Source organism: Solibacillus sp. FSL W7-1464 (assembly GCF_038004425.1).
GTDB lineage: Bacteria > Bacillota > Bacilli > Bacillales_A > Planococcaceae > Solibacillus.
The window spans coordinates 3,584,626-3,602,212 of sequence record NZ_JBBORC010000001.1; the positions used below are offsets into that span (position 1 = coordinate 3,584,626).

The window sequence follows — 17,587 nt, forward strand, 5'->3', positions numbered from 1 at the left end:
AGCATGATTTATAACCAAGTTTTCGCCCATATTTCAATTTCTCTCACAGTTTGTTCAAGTGAACGCCCTTTATCCGTTAAATTATACTCAACACGAACCGGTACTTCTGAGTATACTTTACGTTCAACAATGCCTTCTTTTTCCAGTTCCTTTAAACGCTCTGACAATAAGCGCCCACTAATCGGCAATGCTGCTTCGATTGCATTGAAACGTTGAGGTCCTTCCAACAATTGATAAATAATTAACGCCGTCCAACGTTTACCGACAAGCTCCATTGCTTTTGACAGGCGCGGACATAGTGCTGATTCTTTCATTTTCTTCACCTCATATTTACTACTCTAAGACTAAATTTATTTAACTGCTACTTATTATATTACCACTTCTAGTTAATTACGAAAAGTAAGTAGCTTACTGCCAAGTGATTTTTTATCTAGTAATTGCTGCTGCTCGATAAAATACTAAAAAAAGAAGGGAGCCCACATCTTTGTGAGCAACCCTTCTTTACTATATGAAAAATAAATTAAGCTGTTACTTTTACTAATTTTTGCGCGGCAGCTTTAACTTTTTCTAAACCGTCTGCAATAATTTGTTCTGCAGCTGCCGGATTTGCAGCATGACCTTCGATAATAACTTCATCGATTTTTTCCATACCATATACGCCACCTGCAACAGCATCAATATAATTTGCTGACATTTCTAGTGAAGCCATTTCCGGAGTTGAATAAACGCCTCCACGTGCGTTTAATACGATATATTTTTTATCAGGCATTAAGCTTACTTGGTTACCGTTCTCATCATACTTGAATGTATAGCCTGCACCATAAGTGTAATCGATGAACGATTGTAATGCTGCCGGAATTGTTAAGTTCCATAATGGGAATGCAAATACTACTACATCAGCAGCTGTTAATGCTTCACGAGATTTATTGAAAGCCGCTAAAGAACCTGCTTCGATTGCTGATAATTCTTCGCCTGCTTGTGCTTTACCGAATGCGTTGAATAATTCTTGACCGAAATATGGCATGTTTTCTTCAAATACATCAAAAGTTGTTACGTTTAATCCTTCAACATTTGCTACTTCAGCCATGAATGTTTCATACATTTTTGTTGATACGCCATCTGGGCGGTTATTTGCTTTTACTACTAATACGTTTGTCATTTCTCATTTCTCCCTGCTATTTTCAATATTATTTATTTTTATGATTTTATCTTGTTTTAAAGTATCTCAACTTCGAGGTACTTTTATATAATAAAAGAACAACCTAAAAAAATCAATTAGATTGTCTTCATACTTTAGTCTGAATTTCTATTTTGGCTTTATATAAAATTAATATTCTAGGTGAAATTTCCGGTTTAACTTCTTTAAACTTCTGTTAAATATCACAAGAATCATCCGTACAAGCAGCGCCGTCTACCCCTTGCATTTTCAAAGGCTTACGTAAACCCGTTTCCTGTGCTGCCTTTTCAATTGTTTGTTCAAAAACTTCCTGTGGCTGTGCACCTGAAATGCCGTACTTATTATCAATGACAAAGAAAGGTACTCCACGTACGCCAAGATTTTGCGCAACCGCAATGTCTTGCTCTACCTGCTCCATATATTCATTGCTTTCAATAACTTGTCGTGCTTTTTCCGCAGATAACCCGACTTCTTCTGCTAATGTCAGTAATACATCCGTTTGCCCGATTGCTTCACCTTCTAAAAAATAAGCTTTTAAAACGCGCTCGGTAAACTCTTGTTCTTTTCCTTCTGTTTCAGACCATTTTGCTAAACGGTGCGCTTTTATAGTGTTGGCACTTTTCATTTCATCAAAATTGTATTCAAGCCCTACTTCTTTGGCACGTGCTGTCACATTTGCCGTCATCTTCTTCACTTCATCTAGTGAAATCTGGTATTTTCGTGACAATTCTTCATATACAGAGCTTGTCGTATCAACTGGTGTGGAAGGGTCCAACAGATAGCTTTTATACGCTACTTCAATCGCATCTCCATACCCAAGTTCATCTAATGCAATTTCTAATTGTTTTTTGCCGATATAGCAAAAAGGACATACATAGTCAGACCATACTTCGATTTTCATGCTAATCACTCTCCTTGTCTTGTATTGTAGCGAGCAACAATTCAAAAGTACAATGTTTGAAACTATCCCCCTAGGTCCGGGAATTTTTATTCTGTGACAACAGCTGAATAAATACTGTTCAAATACCCTATGCTAAAAAATAAAAAGGTGATATTTTGAAACAATCGCTATGGCTTCCAACACATTCAGATTTTGCTGCCCCTACTCTGCAAGAATCGATTAATTGCGATATATGTATTATCGGAGGGGGGATCAGCGGTATTTATACAGCTTATTCGCTGGCTAAAGAGGGGCTCCATGTTGTGCTGATCGAAGCAATGCCCCAGTTTGCACAAGGCACAACCGCTTATTCTACAGGGAAACTGACCGTACAGCATAATGTCATTTATTCTAAACTAAATGAAGAAGACGGGAAAATTTACTACGAGGCAAATAAACAGGCTATCGAAAAGGCTGTTTCCGAAAGCAGCACCAGCTTTTCCCGTGCTACCTCGTACGTTTATACAGCTACTCCCCAAGGAAAAGAGCAGCTTTTAACTGAGGCGGAAAGCTATAAAAAAATCGGGATACCCTTTGTTGCTACAAAAGAAATTGAGCTTTCGGTACCTGTAGAACTTGCGCTCGGCATAAAAAATGAAGGTCAGATCAATCCTGTCGAGTTCACAAATACTTATGTTCATTTAGCAAGAAAACATGGAGCACAGCTATATTTAAATACACGTGTCACTAAATTAGAAATGTCCAAAAATTGCCTTCATACAAGCAACGACCATACAGTTCATTATAAAAAGCTGATTTTATGCACACATTATCCGATTGAATCGATTCGTCAGCTTTATTCGATGAAGCTGCAAATTAAACGCTCTTACCTTACAGCTACAAAATATTCTCAGCTGCTGGAAGGGCAATATTTAAGCATCGATGCTCAAAGTCGTACAATCCGAACGGCACTAATCGATAATCAGCCTTACTTCGTCTATGGCGGACAATCGCATACAGCGGGGTCGACAAGTGATACGGATACCTTTTATGAAACATTGCAGCATGAACTAACAACAGATTTTGAGCTTCCGCCATATGAATACGGCTGGAGTGCACAGGATATTATGACCGCAGACCAAATCCCATATATAGGCCAGCTCTCTCCTAGTGATGACAGTTTATACATTGCAACGGGGTTCAACAAATGGGGGCTTTCTTCCTCACTTGTTGCGGGAACATTACTTACAGATCTTATTAAAAGAATCGCAAACCCGGCAGCCGCTATATTCTCACCGAATCGTTCAAATTTCGGGAAAACATTTTATTTTATGCTTCAAACTGGTGGGATGGTTGGAAAAGAACTTGTAAAAGGCTATATTGATCGCCCTGATGCACCTAAGTGTACACACCTTGGCTGTAAAACAAGATGGAATGTTGCGGATGATACATGGGATTGCCCATGTCACGGATCACGCTACAATGCTAAAGGTGAAGTCATTGAAGGACCTGCCGTCTATCCGTTAAAAATGAAAAAATCCGGTAACTCTTAGTGAGTTACCGGATCATTTTTTATTTCAAGTTTTCAGTTAAAACGGGAACGATTTGCTTTTTACGTGATACTACGCCCGGCAAGCTGATGCGACCGTTAACAATTGTTGCACCGAAGGCTTTCGCTGCTTCTTCGGCAACTTGTCCAGCTGCGACTGCTGTTGAATCATTGTTTAAAATGTCCGTTACGACGAAGAAGAATAAATCAAGGCCGTTATCAGCAATATTTTTGTTTAGTAAATTTTCAAGCTCTTCCTGGCGACCAAGAACGTCCTCTATATCCACGGCGTTCACCTGGGCAACAGTTGCTTTATACTCACCAAATTCAAAGCCCTTTGCATCCAATGACAATAAATCTTCCAATGACTTATCTGAAAGGTCCGCACCTGCTTTAAGCATAGCTAAACCATATTGTGCAGGATCAATATTTGCAATTGTCGCCAATTCTTCAGCAGCTTTTACATCTTGCTCTGTACATGTTGGCGATTTGAATAATAATGTATCTGAAATAATAGCAGAAAGCATTAAACCAGCAATATTAGCCGGAATTTCAACGTTATTTTCTTTAAATAATTTATTTAAGATTGTGGCTGTACAACCTACAGGCTCCGCACGGAAATATAGCGGATCAGCTGTTTGGAAATTTGCAACGCGGTGATGGTCGATTACTTCCGTGATCTGCACTTCTTCGATTCCATCCGCTGATTGCTGGAACTCATTGTGATCAACTAAAATTACTTGTGCCGCTTCGTCTTTTACGTTAGCGATTAGACGTGGTGCTTCAAAGTTGAATTTCTCCAGTGCATACTTTGTCTCGTTATTTAATTCTCCAAGACGAACTGCTTCTGCATCTACACCTAATTGTTGTTTTAAATATGCATAAACAATCGCTGAAGTAATTGTATCTGTATCTGGATTTTTATGTCCGAAAACTAATGTTTTACTCATGAGTGAGCCTCCTATAAATACTTTTCGCTCTTCATTTTAACATAACGTTCAAAAAGTGAAAAACAGAAAAAGTTTTACTAACATTACTTAGCATAAAAAAACTGTAAAGGCTAACTTATAGCCCTTACAGTTTAGCTGATTGCTATTAGATTCGATGTACTGAACGCATTTTTTGCCTTTTTAGTATACTGCTCATATTGTGGCGGGTTTTTGCTTACCATCGATTCCACCAATATATGTAAAAGAGCGAAAATAGCAATTGTACATGTGGCCCCTGCTTCTTTTGTATTAGGAACAATAAGTACCGGATTAGCCGGATCCGATTGAGATGTAAGCTCTTTGTTACGGATTGCGACAATTTTTACATTTTTCCTTTTAGCGATTTCTACTGTTGTCGCCATATCTTCATACTCTTCATCAAGCGATATAATGAACAGCAATGAATCTTCATCCATATAGGCAAGTTGTTGTGCAATTTTATCTGCCTCATGGGGTATAAAATGAACATGGTCCCGTAATCTACTAACGTTGCTATACATCCAAAATGCAACAGGTGTCGATTGTCTGAAACCTAAAAAGTGGATTCTTTTTGCTGTATGTAACAATTGTACAACTTCTTCAACGTCCTGCTCTTTTAATTGATTGAACGTTTTCGAAATGTTGGCGATATCTTTTTTTACAATGTCTGCCCCAATGTGATTTCGGATTTTTTTAACAGGCAGCGCTTGTTTCACTTCGCTTGTTTCACCATTTCCCATTAAATATTCTTTCATTTTATCTTGGAGCTCACTAAACCCCGTTAAGTCCATTGAATAGCAAAATCTTATAACAGTTGATTCACTAACATCTGCTAATCTTCCTACTTCCGAGGCGGTATGTGTCCCCACTATATTCGGGTTATCCAAAACAAACTGAGCAACTTTCCTCTGCCCCTTAGAAAGCCGTATATACTTCTTTTTAATATTCTCACAAATAGTCAAATTTCCCATCTCCCTTTCTACTATTTTTTTATTAAAATACTATCTTACTCATCCGTGTAACTTTACGTGCACTAAATTCTTAATAATAAAAAATACATTATCATGAATAATAATAGAATTCAACGAGTTTTCTGAAAAAACTTTAGTATACTAAAGAATATAATTTTCCGGGTAGAAAATTGACATACATTTGTAAAATTTATAAATTATAAAACAACTATTATTAAAAAATTGCGATGTGCATTCATATTTTAGGTATTTTTTTACAGTGTTCTAATAATATAAAAAGGGACCTAGGCTATTTTATACGCCGGTCCCTTTTCTTTCATGATAAATACTTGATGGATCACCATCCAGCATTTATCTATTCTAATTCGGTTTGTTTTGTTTCTTTTCCTAAAAAAATAACCGCTAACACACCAATAACTATGGCAACACAGAAAATCGCAAAAATATAGCTAATATCAAACCCTTTTGTCAGTAATGTTCCAACCAACAACGGACCAAAAATACCTCCAACACGACCTATCGCTGCTGCCATACCCGCTCCTGTTCCACGTACAATTGCCGGATATTGCTCAGGTGTATATGCATATAAGGCACCCCATGCTCCTAAGTTAAAGAATGAAAGCAACATACCGGAAATTAATAATATTTCAATTGTTTCTGCACCGCCGAATACAAAAGCACTTGCTGCAGTACCTAATAAATATGTAACTAATACAAACTTACGCCCAAACTTTTCGATGAACCAAGCAGCTGTAAAATAACCTGGTAATTGAGCCAAAGTCATGATCAATACATATTTGAAACTTGATATTAGATCAAATCCCTTGCCAACCATTACACTTGGTAACCACAGAAACATACCGTAGTAAGAAAATACAACTGAAAACCATAAAACCCACAGCATCAGTGTTGAACGTGCATATTTTTTCTCCCATAACGTTGCGATATTTTGAAATACCGAACGCTTTTTTGATTCCTCTTTTACCCTGAACTGTGGCGAGTCCGGTAATTTCATTCTTATATAAATTGCATAAAGTGCAGGGATTGCTGTGATTAATAGAGCAACTCGCCAGCCTTCAATTGGCCAAAATTCAGCCGGTATAACGAAATAGGCAATCAGCGCGGCAATTAGCCAGCCTCCAGCCCAAAAACTTTCAAGTAAAACAACCACTCTCCCGCGTTCTTCAGCTTTTACACTTTCAGATACTAATGTCGAAGCTACAGGTAGTTCCCCGCCAAGCCCCATTCCAACAAAAAACCGTAAAATTAAAAATAGCGTCAACGTTGTCGTAAAAGCGGATAATCCGCTTGCAACTGAGAATATTATTAATGTCCACATAAAAATCTGTTTACGCCCGACTTTATCTGCAAGCACACCAAAAAATAGTGCTCCAACTGCCATTCCGATGGAGTTTACACTTGCAATCCAACCCATTTGACTACTATTTAATCCCCAGTCAACCGCAAGTGCTGCAATGATAAAAGATAGTATACCGACATCCATTGCATCGAACATCCAGCCAACACCTGCTATACGTAAAAGTTTATTACGCGATAGAGGCTTTTGTTCATTCGTTCCCACTGACATTACTTTTCCACCTTCCATGTGTCTTTACACTTGACTTAACAACATTATTATCATACATTTCTTTCTTAAAAGTGACAACATTTTTTTAACTTAACGAATTGTTCCGACAATTTAACAATTCCTATTGAAATAAGAAACACATAGGTATAAAATGTCTTGTATACAAAAACAAATGTTCATCTAGCGAGAACAGAAGGAGTTTAATATCTATGTGGAAAGGTCTTATCGAAGAATATAAACAGTACTTACCTGTTACTGAAAATACACCAGCTTTATCATTAAATGAAGGAAATACACCACTAATTCCATTAGTAAATTTATCAAAAGAGCTTGGAATTGAGTTATACGGAAAAATTGAAGGTGCTAACCCAACAGGTTCTTTTAAAGACCGCGGGATGGTATTTGCTGTTGCAAAGGCAATTGAAGAAGGCTCTAAAGTTGTTATTTGTGCATCTACAGGAAACACATCTGCGGCTGCAGCAGCATATGCGGCACGTGCAGGCATTCAGTCTATCGTTGTCATTCCAAAAGGAAAAGTAGCTCTCGGAAAATTGGCACAGGCTTGCATGTACGGTGCAAAGATCATTGAAATTGACGGCAACTTTGATGATGCCTTAAATATTGTGCGCAAAATCGGGGAAAATACTCCGATCGCACTTGTAAACTCTGTAAATCCATATCGTATTGAAGGGCAAAAAACAGCAGCGTTTGAAATTGTCGACCAGCTTGGCCAAGCCCCTGACTATTTATGTATTCCTGTAGGAAACGCAGGAAATATTACAGCTTACTGGAAAGGCTTTAAAGAATATAATGAAGCAAAACAAAGCGGCCTTCCTAAAATGTATGGTTTTGAAGCAGAAGGTGCCGCTGCAATCGTGCAAGGAGCGCCAATTGCAGATCCTGAAACAGTCGCAACAGCGATCCGTATCGGTAATCCCGCAAGCTGGAAGTTCGCTGAAACAGCTCGTGATGAGTCAGGCGGTCTAATTGATGCAGTTACAGATGATGAAATTTTAGAAGCTTATAAACTAATCGCCAATAAAGAAGGAATCTTTGTTGAACCGGGTTCTGCTGCTTCACTAGCTGGTGTCATCAAGTCTGTGAAAGCCGGTAAAATCGCGGCAGGCAGTCGCGTTGTTACAATCTTTACCGGAAATGGCTTAAAAGATCCGGATACAGCGATGAGCGTTTCTACTGTTGACCTTGTCTCGCTGAAAAATGATGAACAGGAAATCCGTCATTACATCGAGGGCGTATTTAGTCTATGAGTAAAATGTGGCAAATCAAAGTTCCTGGCAGTACAGCAAATTTAGGTCCTGGATTTGATTCCATTGGTCTTGGACTATCACTTTATTTAACATTGGATGTCACATTACAAGACGAGTGGGAATTTGTGCATATTGGTGACAATGTGCCTACTGATACGACAGTTGAAACACATTTAATTTATATAATTGCAAAGCAAGTCGCAAAGCAATATAATGCGACGTTGCCCCCATGTAAAATTGAGATGACTAGTGAGCTTCCCCTTGCACGTGGTATTGGCAGCAGCGCGGCAGCAATTGTAGGGGCTATTGAATTAGCGAATATTTTAGGGGATTTGAAATTATCACAACAGGATAAGCTGAACATTTCATCTCAAATTGAAGGACATCCAGATAATGCAACCGCTTCGGTATTAGGGGGTCTGACGATTTCTTCAATGGATGAATCCGGAATTGTCGACACTCTTCATATTCAGGAAATGGAAGCAGCATTCGTTGTATTTATCCCGAATATCGAACTCAAAACTGCCGCATCACGCGGTGTTTTGCCGGAGCAGCTGAATCGTAATTATGCAGTTCGTGCAAGTGCCAATGCGAATATGCTTGCCGCTTCTCTTATTGCAAAAGACTATGAGCGGATCGGACGTTATATGGAAGCAGATCTGTTCCATGAACCTTTCCGAGCAAACCTTATTCCGGCATATAAAGAAATTCGCGAAGCTGCTAAAAAGGCCGGAGCATACGGAACGGCATTAAGTGGCGCCGGGCCAACATTAATTTCGATCATCCCGCCTGCTTTATCCGAACAATTTGTTGCATCAATGCAACAGCAATTTCCGGAACATCAAGTCGTATTGACAACTGCTTCACCATTTGGCTCAACAGTCAAAGCTTACACAAACAAGTTATAGATCAAACCTATCATAAGAATATTTAATGTACGTTATTCTCAAATTAGAGTAACGTACATTTTTGTTTTTCTATCATTTTTTGTCTTTTATGCATAATTTCTCTTAAATTTGGGTATATTAATAAATCTACTGTTAGAAAGGGGTAATGTTTATGAAAATTGCAGTTATTGGGGCTGCGGGTAAGGCTGGGACTCATATTTTAAGAGAAGCTGTTATGAGAAATTTTGATGTGACAGCGATTGTAAAAAATAAGGCAACAGTACAAGAAGATAAAATTAATATCATTGAAAGCGACCTGTTTAAATTAACTAAGGAACAAATCGCTCCTTTCGATATTCTAATTAATGCCTTTGCACCATTACCAGGGGAGGAACATTTACATGTCACTGCTGGTGAACATTTAATTTCCTTACTGGAAGGAACAGATAAAAAGTTGTTTGTCATTGGTAGTTCGGGCTGCCTTTTTGTAAATCGAGAAAAAACGGTCCGCTTAATGGATCTTGAAGATTATCCTGAGGATCTGGCAGTTGCGGCAAAGGCTCAATTGCAAAACCTCCGCGACTTAGAGAGCTCTTCAATTCAGTGGTCATTTGCCATTCCGTCGGCTATGTTCGATTCGGATGGACCGCGTACCGGCCATTATATTAAAGGTGAAGAGAAAATTTTAGTAAACTCACAATTTAACAGTTATATTAGTTATGCCGACTTTGCTGTGGCATTGCTCGATGAAATAGAAAAGAATGAATATCCAAATACAACATTTACTGTTGCGTCTGAAAATGTAACAGCAGCGTCTTAATAAAAAGCGCTAAAGCTTTTAGTCTGCAAATAGGCGAAGCTATGACCTGGACACCGAAAAAACCAGCATGCTCCGAATAGGAGAGATGCTGGCTTTTTTGTAGAGAACTTACGTTAACATTACTAAACTTATGGCCATAACTGCCATACCTGCTATTAAACCATAGATAGAGGAATGGGCTTCATCATATTTCTTGGCAGCCGGTAGAAGCTCATCAATCGAAATAAATACCATAATACCTGCAACTCCCGCAAAAACAATACCGAACAATGTATCTGTCATAAATTGCATTAGTACTAAATAGGCAATAAGCGCACCGAACGGCTCTGATAAACCAGAGGCGAACGACCATTTAAATGCCTTCATACGCTTCCCAGTTGCGTAGAAAATAGGAATGGCTACCGCAATACCTTCCGGGATATTATGAATAGCTACCGCAATTGCAATCGCTATTCCGACATTCGGGTCTTGCAGTACTGCCATAAAAGTCGCAATACCTTCCGGAAAGTTATGAATCGCAATTGCCAGCGCTGTAAATAAACCCATTTTCATTAGGCGGTCTGCTTCTACATCTTCATTTCCAATCAATTGAGCCTTTTGAACATCTTCTACAGACTTTACTTCATGCGGATTTTTCCCTTTCGGAATAAATCGGTCGATCAAAGCAATTACAAGCATACCTCCGAAAAAGCCGATGATTGTGTACCAATACCCTACGGTTTCTCCATGAACGTTTACTAAAGCGTCTTTCGCTTTTACAAAAATCTCTACAAGCGATACATAAATCATAACACCGGCCGAAAAACCTAATGCAATTGAAAGAAACTTCTTATTGGTGCGTGTTGTAAAAAATGCAATCAGACTGCCAATACCAGTAGCAAGCCCTGCAAATAATGTTAAGCCCAGCGCTAATAATACATTCTCATCCATACTATTCTCCTTCTTTATAATTCTTTTCTCACATTATACGCACAATGTTTCCTTTGTGCAACTTTCTTTAACAAGGAAACATCTTATGCAGGAAAGCAAATCGATATTACTAAAAAAGGGATTCCTATACATCAGGAATCCCGGTAATTCTATTTATGCTTTTTTTTCGACTCATACCATAATACGCATACGATATACCAAGTATACCCGATGCTCCACCCTGCTATAACATCCGTTGCATAGTGGCGACCTTCCGCTATACGCGATAACCCTACTAAAAGAATAAGGACCAGTATTACACCATATGTAACAAAATTCCACTTCTTATTTTTCAACCACTTCGTAATCAAATATGCCAGCGTTAAAAAAAACATTACACTAATTTGCGCGTGGCCCGATGGAAAGCTAAACGACACAAGCTGATCTTCAAGCTCTGGACGTGGTCGTGCAAAAATATGTTTTAGTAACTGGTTTAGACCATTTCCAACCCCAACTGTAAGTAGTACAAAAAGTACACCTCGGAAATCCTTTTTAAAGATTGCTAAATACAGCAACATAATAACAGTAGCAGCTATAATAAACTTTGTTTCTCCTAAATTGTGAAATAAAATAATAAAACTGTTTCCAAATAATAAGGAACTGAGTCTTAGATCGAATGCTTCAACGTCTGGTGTATCAAAACTTAATGCAATAATGATAAATATTATGAATGTCACAACTGCCAAAACAGAAAATCCCTTTTTCAAACAAACACCTGCTTTCTTCAGTCAAACTGTTACTTTACTACCCTGTTATTATATGTAATATCCAAAAAAAAATAAAAACTACTTCGCTAAAAACTCCGCAAAGTAGATTTCTTGATCAGCCTTATTCCACAACGGTGTAATTTCCGTGCTCCATCGAAATAACGAATTCCGGTTTTGGTGGTTTACCGCCATGCTCTTTGATTTTCGCTTTATGGCCTGCAATATGCTCAGGGCTCTTTTCCCATGCTTTCCATGCATCCTCTGATTCCCAGCGAATAATCATTACAACTTCCTCTTCACCACGTCGAACATTTTTTACAAGCAGTTCACGGCCAATGAAACCATCTCGTTGTTCAAGCATTGATGGACCTTGACCCGGTTTTTTGCTGAAGCGCTCAATAATTTTATCAGAGTTGCCTTCTGTTACGATCCATTTGCGGATTTGTACAAACATTTTAGTTCCCCTTTCTTTTAAAAAGAGCATGCCTCTAATTTAGAGACATGCTATATTTTTCATCTTATTTTAATTCGTTTAAGATTTCATCTAATTTCTCTGCTTCAGTTGTTACACCGTTAGAAGAGAAGTACCAGTTTACCCCATCAAGGTAAACGATTTTGCCTTCTTTGTAAGCACGAGTTTGTTTGATGATATCATTTTCAATGTCAGCTTTGATTGTGTCTACATCAGATGCTGTACGGTCGATAATTAACAATACTTCAGGGTCTACAGAAAGAACTGATTCATAAGAGAAGTCAGAACCGTGTGATGAAGCTTTGATATCAGTAGTTGATGGTTCGAAACCAAAATCATTATAAACATATGCGAAACGAGAATCTTTACCGTTGTCGAAACCAGAGATCTTTTTGTCGTTGTACATCGCTACTAATGCATTTTCATAACCAGCTGCTTTTTCTTTAACAGCATCAACTTTTTCTTGCAATGCAGTTTTTAATTCTTCAGCTTTTTCTTGTTTGCCGAAGATTTCCGCAGCTAAGTCAACTGTTTCAAATACGCCATCAACATAGTTCGAGTTATCAGAACCGATGAATACTACGTTTGGTGTAATTTCTTTTAATTCTTCATAGAATGTACCTTGACGACCTGAGATGAAGATTGCATCCGGATTAGCAGCTGCTACTTTCTCGAAGTCAATTTGTTTTAAAGAACCAACGTCAGCAACTGAATCCGTTAAATATTTTTCTTTTAAATGCTCAGGGAAGTTACCTTTACCGCCGTTTGCAGCGATACCTACAATACCTTCAACACCTAATGCATCAAGTGTATCTAAGAAACCGTAGTCAAATACTACAATGTTTTTTGGCATTTCTTCAAATGTAACATCTTCGAAAGTAAGGGACTTACCATCTTCTGTTTCACTGCCTGCTGATAATGAAGATACTGTCATCGGGAAAGCTGAAGCTTCCGTAGATGAAGTTGTTTCCTCTGTTTTAGCTGATTCGTTCGCTTCATCTTTTGTCGATGCTTCTTCGTCTGAACCACATGCTGCTAACATTAATGTTAATGCTGCTGCCGTTAAAAATTTCCACTTTTTCATTATTACTTTTCCTCCTAATGTACCCTCAAGCGAGAGTGATAATCGTTTTCAATTAACTAACGTTAGTGTAAATCAACTGCTTATAGTTGTCAACGAATATTCTGAAACTAATATTCATTCTCAATTAAACTTATAAAATAAATGCATAAGCGAGCAAAACTTATGCATTTATTCCCATTTTTATTTAGCTATGTGAATTAAAGTATACACAAATACGACAGCCGTCTTGTTCCTGCACCGGAATATGCATATCATATACTTCTCGTAAGGCTTCTGAGTTAATAATCTCATTCGTAGGACCATCTTTTACAAGGCGTCCGTCTTTTAATGCGACAATTCGATCTGAATACACGGAAGCAAAGTTAATATCATGCAAAACAATGACTACTGTTTTGCCCAATTCATCGACAAGTTTGCGTAAAATTTTCATAATCTGAACAGAGTGCTTCATATCCAAGTTGTTCAATGGCTCATCCAATAAAATATATTCCGTATCCTGAGCGATTACCATTGAGATAAAGGCACGCTGTTTTTGACCGCCTGATAGTTCATCCAAAAACTTATGTTCCATCTCACCCAAAGTCATATATTCAATAGCACGGTCAATATGCTGTTCATCCTCTGGAGTCAAACGGCCTTTCGAATATGGATAACGACCAAATGAGACAAGTTCACGAACTGTTAAACGCACATTTAAATGATTTGACTGGCGTAAAATAGCGACACGTTTTGCAAAATCATTGGACTTCATTTTTTTTACATCACTTTGATCTAAAAATACTTCACCTGTATCTGCATCAAGCAATCGGCTTACCATTGATAACAATGTCGATTTACCTGCACCATTCGGTCCGATAAATGAAGTGATTGCTTTCGGCTGTATAGTTAATGAGACATCCTCAACGACCGGTTTTTTTCCAAAGCTTTTAGAAAGCCCTTTAATTTCAATCATCCTGCTTTCCTACTTTCCTTCAGTATTAGGTAAATAAAGTAAAGTCCACCGACAAAGTTAATAATAACGCTGATCGTTGTACTTAACTGGAATACATGCAGTACTAAGAACTGCCCACCGACAAGTGCAATAATACTAATTAAACTCGCACCCACTATTAAGACGGAATGCTTGTACGTAGCAAAAAACTGATAAGCCAAGTTAGAAACGATTAGCCCTAAAAATGTAATCGGACCAACTAGTGCAGTAGAGGTTGCAATCAAAATTGAAGATAAAATTAATACTTTCAATACTATTCTATCATAATTTACACCTAAGTTTATTGCATTCTCTCGACCTAGTGACATGACATCCAGATCACGCAATAAGCGGTAACCGTATATAAATGAGGCCCCTAAAATTATGACAGCGATGAGCAGCAGCTCTGTTTTTACATTCATGAAGCTAGCAAACAAACGGGACTGTAAGCTTTCATATTCCACCGGGTCTATTATTACTTGTAAAAATGTCACAAAACTGCCGAGCAATGTTCCGATTATCATCCCGGCAAGTAAAAGCAGGAATATCGGATGTTTATCTGCACGGAATAAGAAGCGATATAAAATCAACGCGAAAAGTACCATCGCCACAATTGATAAACCAAAGTTTAAATAACGACTTACGACAAAGATAGATGCAGAGCCTGCAAAGAAGAAAATCATCGTCTGCACTACTTCATACATCGAATCGACACCCATCATTGAAGGTGTCAGTAAACGGTTATGTGTAACCGTCTGGAATGTAACGGTCGCATAGGCAATCGCCGTACCAGTAATTACCATTGCCGCTATTCTCTCCAAACGCTTTGGAAAGGCATAGCTAAAGCCGCCTTGAATATTGTAAAGAGCAAATAACGCAATACACACCAGTGCGATAACTGCTAAGAAAATTAGCTTTGTACTATTTTTTTGCATATGCTTTCCCCCTAAACAACATTACTAAGAAGATCGCACTGCCGATTACAGCAACCGTTGTGTTCACTGGAATTTCAAACGGGTATACAATTAAACGACTTAAAATATCACACATTAATAGGAATGCTGCACCTAAGAAAATTGTATGTGGAATTGTTTTACGTAAATTGTCTCCCAAATATAATGAAACCAAGTTCGGTACGATTAATCCCAGGAAAGGTATAACCCCTACCGTTAAAACAACTGTTGTAGAAATAATCGCTACCAGTACTAAACCAAGATTTAATACGGTACGGTAGCTTAATCCAAGGTTTTTGGCGAAATCTTCCCCCATGCCGGCCACTGTAAACTTATTGGCATAGAGGTACGCAAGAATAATTGCAGGGACTGCTACATAAAGCAGTTCATAGCGGCCTGACACAACAAGCGTAAAACTCCCTAGAAAGAATGTATCCACACTTTGCAGCACATCCGCTTCGTACGCAAGAAATGTTGAAATTGCCCCAATAATATTCCCATACATAATCCCGATTAGGGGTACAAAAATAACGTCCTTGAATTTAATGCTTTCAAGTAGACGCATAAAAATCATCATCCCGATCAGTGCAAAAGTAAAACTGAAGAGAATCTTCTCCATATATCCTGCACTTGTGAAAAATATCATTGATACAACAATACCTAGCTTTGCCGCATCGAGTGTACCGGACGTTGTCGGCGATACGAATTTGTTACGGCTTAAGCTTTGCATAATTAATCCAGAAATACCCATCCCTGCCCCGGCAAGTATGATTGCCATTAATCGCGGTACCCGGCTCATTAAGAAAATTTGCATCTTATCTGATTCCCAATCCAATAAATCAGATGGCTTAATGTCGATAGCCCCGATAAATAATGATAAAAAGGACAGAACGATGGTCGCTGCTACAAGCATCCAAAGTCTCATTTCATTCTCCCACTATTCTTTATATATTTTAGACCTTTATATATTACGAAAATTCTAAATGAAAATGAGAATCATCTCTTTCCCTACATCATTATATAATTGCTAATAATGAAAATCAAACAGACAATTTATAATAAGTAGTATTAAAAGAGGAATAGACTGAAAAAAGCACTTTTAGAGCGATTCTCCGTTTTATTTATAACATCCCGTCTCTCTTCTAAGCGAATGATAGAAAAAGGCCACAATTATTAAAATTGTGGCCTTACATTTACACGCGATATGTTTTTTTATTTACTCTGTACTTATTTATTGCTTCGCGATTTACATTATAGCCGAGCCCTTTTGTTTTTGGAATGGTAATGTAGCCGTCTGTAACGGTTACTTCAGGTAGAATAATGTCTTCTTGCCAATAGCGTTCCGAAGCAGCGGTATCCCCTGGCATGACAAAGTTTGCAAGACTTGTCAGTGCTACATTTTGCGCTCGGCCAATACCTGCTTCCAGCATTCCCCCGCACCACACAGGAATTTTGTGTTCCATGCAGTAGTCATGGATACGCTTCGCTTCGCTAATACCGCCAACTCGCGCAATTTTAATATTTACCACCTGACAGCTGCCTAGTTGAACCGCTTTTCTCGCATCCTCTAAAGAAGTAATACTCTCATCTAAACAAATCGGTGTCCTTATTTGCTTTTGCAATATGGCATGATCGATGATGTCATCATGCGCTAACGGCTGCTCAATCATCATTAAATTAAATGCATCCAGCTCTTTTAACCGATCGATGTCATCCAATGTATACGCAGAGTTTGCATCTGCCATTAAAGGAATTTCCGGGAATGCTTGCCGTATTGTTCGGATCAGCCCAATATCTTTTCCGGGTTTGATTTTTACTTTAATCCGCTTATAACCTTCATCCAAAAAGTGCTGAATTGTATCGATCAGCTGTTCATCTGTAGGCTGTAGACCGATGCTGATTCCCACTTCAATCTTTTCCTGGACTCCTCCAACCGCCGATGCCAGCGATTGGTTCGTCAATTGGGCATAAATATCCCAAACCGCTCCTTCAATCGATGCTTTTGCCATGTTATTGCGTCGAATCGTACGGAATCGCTCATACACGTCATCCGGGTGCTTTAATTCTTTGCCGAGTAATGCTGGGATTAAAAAGTCTTCCAATAAATGAAGGGAAGTTTTAAATGTTTCTTCTGTATAGGAAGGCTCTTCAAATGCAACACCCTCACCCCAGCCGACGACACCACTTTCATCCGTCGCCTCCACAACTAAAAAACGCTTGTCTTGCATAGTCCCTAAGCTTGTTGTAAATGGAGTTTTCATTCGCATCACTAGTTCATGTATCGTCACTTCTACTAACTTCATCTTTATTGCTCCATATAATAT

The 17,587-nt window shown here is 38.4% G+C and carries 18 protein-coding genes; 4 read left to right on the forward strand and 14 right to left on the reverse strand.

The genetic code is table 11. The features are described 5' to 3' along the window. Positions 1-8: 8 nt before the first annotated feature. From MKZ25_RS17900 to MKZ25_RS17910, 3 genes are all read right to left on the reverse strand, one after another. Positions 9-314, reverse strand: a complete 306-nt coding sequence (locus MKZ25_RS17900; RefSeq protein WP_079523324.1) for a winged helix-turn-helix transcriptional regulator — start codon at positions 312-314, stop codon at positions 9-11. 206 nt (positions 315-520) lie between these two features. Next, positions 521-1,159, reverse strand: coding sequence for an FMN-dependent NADH-azoreductase (locus tag MKZ25_RS17905; protein ID WP_340802657.1), 639 nt, complete (start codon positions 1,157-1,159; stop codon positions 521-523). Positions 1,160-1,373: 214 nt separating this feature from the next. Further along, on the reverse strand, positions 1,374-2,078 hold the full coding sequence (locus MKZ25_RS17910; protein ID WP_340802658.1) for a DsbA family oxidoreductase: 705 nt from the start codon (positions 2,076-2,078) through the stop codon (positions 1,374-1,376). A gap of 155 nt (positions 2,079-2,233) precedes the next feature. Here MKZ25_RS17910 and MKZ25_RS17915 point away from each other — a divergent pair, with 155 nt between their 5' ends. Beyond that, the gene (locus MKZ25_RS17915) at positions 2,234-3,610 is read left to right on the forward strand and encodes an FAD-dependent oxidoreductase (protein WP_340802659.1); all 1,377 of its coding nucleotides are present in this window, start codon (positions 2,234-2,236) and stop codon (positions 3,608-3,610) included. A gap of 19 nt (positions 3,611-3,629) precedes the next feature. On the opposite strand, the gene MKZ25_RS17920 is transcribed toward MKZ25_RS17915, so the two are convergent. From MKZ25_RS17920 to MKZ25_RS17930, 3 genes are all read right to left on the reverse strand, one after another. After that, positions 3,630-4,556 (reverse strand): manganese-dependent inorganic pyrophosphatase, encoded by a 927-nt coding sequence (locus tag MKZ25_RS17920; protein WP_340802660.1) that lies wholly within the window; start codon positions 4,554-4,556, stop codon positions 3,630-3,632. Between the two features lie 131 nt (positions 4,557-4,687). Further along, the gene (locus MKZ25_RS17925) at positions 4,688-5,536 is read right to left on the reverse strand and encodes a MurR/RpiR family transcriptional regulator (protein WP_340802661.1); all 849 of its coding nucleotides are present in this window, start codon (positions 5,534-5,536) and stop codon (positions 4,688-4,690) included. A gap of 364 nt (positions 5,537-5,900) precedes the next feature. Further along, positions 5,901-7,133 (reverse strand): MFS transporter, encoded by a 1,233-nt coding sequence (locus MKZ25_RS17930; protein ID WP_340802662.1) that lies wholly within the window; start codon positions 7,131-7,133, stop codon positions 5,901-5,903. Positions 7,134-7,342: 209 nt separating this feature from the next. On the opposite strand from MKZ25_RS17930, the gene thrC reads away from it, so the two are divergent. The 3 genes from thrC (at position 7,343) to MKZ25_RS17945 (ending at position 10,108) form a co-directional block, all read left to right on the forward strand. Then, the gene (gene thrC / locus MKZ25_RS17935) at positions 7,343-8,401 is read left to right on the forward strand and encodes a threonine synthase (RefSeq protein ID WP_340802663.1); all 1,059 of its coding nucleotides are present in this window, start codon (positions 7,343-7,345) and stop codon (positions 8,399-8,401) included. Next, positions 8,398-9,309, forward strand: coding sequence for a homoserine kinase (gene thrB, locus MKZ25_RS17940; RefSeq protein ID WP_340802664.1), 912 nt, complete (start codon positions 8,398-8,400; stop codon positions 9,307-9,309). Before thrC ends, thrB begins: the two co-directional genes overlap by 4 nt. Positions 9,310-9,460: 151 nt before the next feature. Next, positions 9,461-10,108: an NAD(P)-dependent oxidoreductase gene (locus tag MKZ25_RS17945; protein ID WP_340802665.1), complete on the forward strand. Its 648-nt coding sequence runs from the start codon at positions 9,461-9,463 to the stop codon at positions 10,106-10,108. Positions 10,109-10,216: 108 nt separating this feature from the next. Here the strand turns inward: MKZ25_RS17945 and zupT are convergent, their stop codons facing one another. From zupT to menC, 8 genes are all read right to left on the reverse strand, one after another. After that, the gene (gene zupT / locus MKZ25_RS17950; protein WP_340802666.1) at positions 10,217-11,038 is read right to left on the reverse strand and encodes a zinc transporter ZupT; all 822 of its coding nucleotides are present in this window, start codon (positions 11,036-11,038) and stop codon (positions 10,217-10,219) included. 149 nt (positions 11,039-11,187) lie between these two features. Next, the gene (locus MKZ25_RS17955) at positions 11,188-11,784 is read right to left on the reverse strand and encodes a phosphatase PAP2 family protein (RefSeq protein ID WP_340802667.1); all 597 of its coding nucleotides are present in this window, start codon (positions 11,782-11,784) and stop codon (positions 11,188-11,190) included. A gap of 121 nt (positions 11,785-11,905) precedes the next feature. Continuing rightward, the gene (locus MKZ25_RS17960) at positions 11,906-12,238 is read right to left on the reverse strand and encodes an antibiotic biosynthesis monooxygenase family protein (protein WP_340802668.1); all 333 of its coding nucleotides are present in this window, start codon (positions 12,236-12,238) and stop codon (positions 11,906-11,908) included. A 64-nt stretch (positions 12,239-12,302) separates the two neighbouring features. Further along, on the reverse strand, positions 12,303-13,340 hold the full coding sequence (locus tag MKZ25_RS17965) for a siderophore ABC transporter substrate-binding protein (RefSeq protein ID WP_340802669.1): 1,038 nt from the start codon (positions 13,338-13,340) through the stop codon (positions 12,303-12,305). A 184-nt stretch (positions 13,341-13,524) separates the two neighbouring features. Further along, positions 13,525-14,292, reverse strand: a complete 768-nt coding sequence (locus tag MKZ25_RS17970; RefSeq protein WP_008405841.1) for an iron ABC transporter ATP-binding protein — start codon at positions 14,290-14,292, stop codon at positions 13,525-13,527. Further along, entirely contained in the window at positions 14,289-15,245 is a 957-nt protein-coding gene (locus MKZ25_RS17975) for an iron chelate uptake ABC transporter family permease subunit (protein WP_340802670.1), read from the reverse strand. Before MKZ25_RS17975 ends, MKZ25_RS17970 begins: the two co-directional genes overlap by 4 nt. Beyond that, entirely contained in the window at positions 15,232-16,188 is a 957-nt protein-coding gene (locus MKZ25_RS17980) for an ABC transporter permease (protein ID WP_340802671.1), read from the reverse strand. Before MKZ25_RS17980 ends, MKZ25_RS17975 begins: the two co-directional genes overlap by 14 nt. 268 nt (positions 16,189-16,456) lie before the next feature. Beyond that, complete coding sequence (gene menC, locus MKZ25_RS17985) at positions 16,457-17,566, reverse strand: o-succinylbenzoate synthase (protein ID WP_340802672.1); 1,110 nt, start codon at positions 17,564-17,566, stop codon at positions 16,457-16,459. Between the last annotated feature and the right edge of the window lie 21 nt (positions 17,567-17,587).